Here is a 3,275-nt window from a genome sequence, read left to right as displayed (position 1 = left end):
TCGTCAACGGCAATCTGGACAGCTATCGCGTGTCCAGCGGTGCGGTGCGCATCGAGGGCAACGGCATGGATGCCAGCCGCACCGATTACGCCGAGATCATCGCGCGCGCCGTGCAGGTCAATGCCGGCATCTGGGCACCCGAACTCAAGGTCAGCGCGGGCCTCAACACCGTCAGCGCGGATCACGCCAGCGTGGTTCCCGGTGTGGCCGCCAGCGACGCCGCACCGGCGGTGGCCATCGACGTGGCGCAACTGGGCGGCATGTATGCCGGTCACATCTATCTGACCTCCACCGAGCATGGTGTGGGCGTGCGCAACGCGGGCAACATCGGCGCGTCGGTAGGCCAGGCGGTGGTGACGGCCGATGGCCGGCTGGAGAACAGCGGCAGTCTCACTGCTACCGGCCTGCTGGCGGTGCAGACCACAGGCGGCATCAGCAATGCGGGCGAACTGGGCAGCAAGAGCGCGGCCAGCCTCAACACCACCGCGCTGGACAACAGCGGCAGCATCGCCAGTGCCGGTGCGCTGACGGTGCAGGCCAGCGGCGCGCTGCAGAACACCGGCAGCGTCGGCGGCGAGGGCAATGTGCAGATCGCCGCCGCCAGCATCGACAACCGCAACAGCATCGGCAGCAGCACCTCCCTGGCCGTGCAGGCCGCCGGTTCGCTCAGCAACAGCGGCACGCTGCAGGCCAATGCCGATGCCAGCATCAACGCTGCCAACGTGGACAACAGCGGTACCGTGCGTGCGGCGCAGGGTGCGCTGAACGTCAGCAGCAGCGCCCGCACCGGCAACAGCGGACGCATGGAAGCCGCGCAGGCCGTGAACCTGCAGGTCGGCAGTCTCGCCAACAGCGGCGGCGTCAATGCCGGTGAGCGCTTGCGCATCGAGGCTGCACAGAGCATCAGCAACGACGGCACCCTGGCCGCCAATGGACCGGTGGCCGTGCAAGCCGCCAGCCTTGCCAACCGGGGAACGCTGGCCTCCAGTGCCGATGCGGTCAACGTGACGACCAGCGGGACCCTGGCCAACCAGGGCCAGGTGAATGCCGCACAAGCACTCACGTTGACAGCGGCAGGCATCGACAATCACAGCGGCAAGCTCAGCGCCAACGACATCCGCATCGACAGCCAGAACCAGTCCCTCGACAATCGCCAGGGCAACATCGCCGCGCAGCGTGACGTTCGCATCGCCAGCGGCGCGCTCGCCAACGGCAGCGGCAACATCGTCGCGCAGGGCAAGCTCGACATCCGCAGCGGCGACCTCGGCAATGACGGCGGCCTGCTGCAAGCGGGCGATGCGTTGAGCCTGGATGCCGGCAGCAACACCGTGCGCAACGCCAATTCCGGCAGCGCGCGCGGCATCGTGGCGCAAGGTCCGCTGAGCGTGACGGCAGGGGCGCTGGTCAATCGGGGCAATGTCTCGTCCAACGGCGACATCAGCCTCAAGACCACCGGCCTGGACAACGATGCCGGCGTGATCGGTGCCAATGGCAAGCTGACGGTGGAGGGCAGTGCCGTGAGCAATCGCGGCGGCTCGCTGCAGGCCAGACAGGGCGTGGATCTGCAGGTGGGCAGTGGCAGCGTGGACAACAGCGCGGGCCTGATGCGCTCGGATGGCACCGTCAACGTGCAGGCCGGGACCGTCCGCAACGACAGCACCCAGGGCCAGAACCAGGGCATCGAAGGTGCCACGGTCAGCGTCAGCGCGGCCGACATCAGCAACCGCCAGGGCGCGATGCGCGGTGACGCCATCACGCTCACCGCCGGCACCCGTATCGACAACAACGCCGGCCTGATCTCCGCCACCAACAGCGCCAGCCTCACGGATGCCAACCCGGTCAGCCGCGCGCTGGTCATCGATAACAGCAACGGCACCGTCATCGCCGGACAGCAGACCAGCGTTTTGGCCTATTCCTTCACCGGGAGCGGCAGGTTCCTCAGCCAGAAGGACCTGCGCATCGACTTGGTGGCGCCGATTCTTCATACCGGCCAGATAGGGGCGAGCGGTGACATCGACCTGCGCACCGCAGGCACCTTCACCAATGCCGGCGCGGTCGGTGCGGGCGGCACGCTCATGCTCACCGCCGCCACCATCGACAACCAGGCCAGCGGCTCGCTGGTGGGCAATACCCTGAAGCTCAAGGCCACCGACGTTCACACCTTCATCAACCGTGGCCTGATCGATGGCGTCAATACCGTCATCGAGAGCAGCACCGTCAACAACATCGGCACCGGCCGCATCTATGGCGACAACATCGCCATCGGTGCGGACGTGCTGAACAACCAGGCCGAGACCGTCAACGGCGTGACCAGCGCACCGGTCATTGCGGCCCGCAACCGCCTCGACATCGGCGCGGGCGTGGTCAACAACAGCGAGCACGGGTTGATCTATTCGGTCGGCGACATGGCCATCGGCGGCGCGCTGGACGCCAACAAGAAAGCCACCGGCAGCGCCCGCGAGATCAACAACAGCAGTGCCACCATCAATGCCGATGGCAACCTGAGCATTGCGGCGGGAACCATCAACAACACCAATGCGCATCTGGAGACGACGGACCAGACGGGGCCGGGCAATCGCATTGTCAGCTTCCGGGTCAACGGCTCGTCGCAGTTGCTGGACTCCAAGTCGGCATGGCTCTACAACCGTGGCTCCGGCGAGATCCTGGATGCGTCCAACTGGCGCGCCATGGGCGATGAAGACAACTATCGCCTGTTGCTGCCTTCGGCTGCCTATCCTGCCGAGCGCTATGGTCCGCCGTTTGACTATTCGCGTGGCGCGCGGGGTGACAGTGCGGTGGCCATCGCCTATACGCCGGCCTACAGCCAGGGGGCGATGGGGGATGCTGATGCGGTCTCTTATCCGGCGATCATCAATTACAAACCGGGTGATCGCATCTGGTCGGTGATGGGAGTGACGCCGCCCGCTGAAGATCCGGGCCCCGGGCCGGGTTCGGAGCCGCGTCCTGGCGAAGCCTGCTACGAATCCTGCGTCTCTGTACCGGTCCCGGCGGGAGTCTACGACGCGTGGAAAGCCGCCTATGACGTCTGGAAGCCCAAGTACGACGCCTACATCGCCGCGTTGCTGGCGCTCAATGACAAGATCACCGCCTTCAACAACAACGTCAACAGCCGCTCCTACCGCGAATGGACCATCTACGACGGTACCGAGCAGATCACGCGCACGGTCGTCACCAAGAGCGATCCGGGCATGATCACGTCCGGCGGCAACATGAGCCTGGCCGCTGGTACCGTCAACAACTACGCCAGCCAGTTC

1 pseudogene is annotated in these 3,275 nt (G+C 66.0%); it reads left to right on the top strand.

Features of this window, described 5'->3' with window-relative positions:
* Positions 1-3,275 (top strand): annotated as a pseudogene (locus B3873_RS12165) (hypothetical protein); the annotation flags it as partial.

The sequence above is a fragment of the Herbaspirillum sp. UBA812 genome, from assembly GCF_002296545.1.
In the GTDB taxonomy this organism is placed as follows: domain Bacteria; phylum Pseudomonadota; class Gammaproteobacteria; order Burkholderiales; family Burkholderiaceae_D; genus Herbaspirillum; species Herbaspirillum huttiense.
This window is presented reverse-complemented; position numbering and strand designations above follow the sequence as displayed.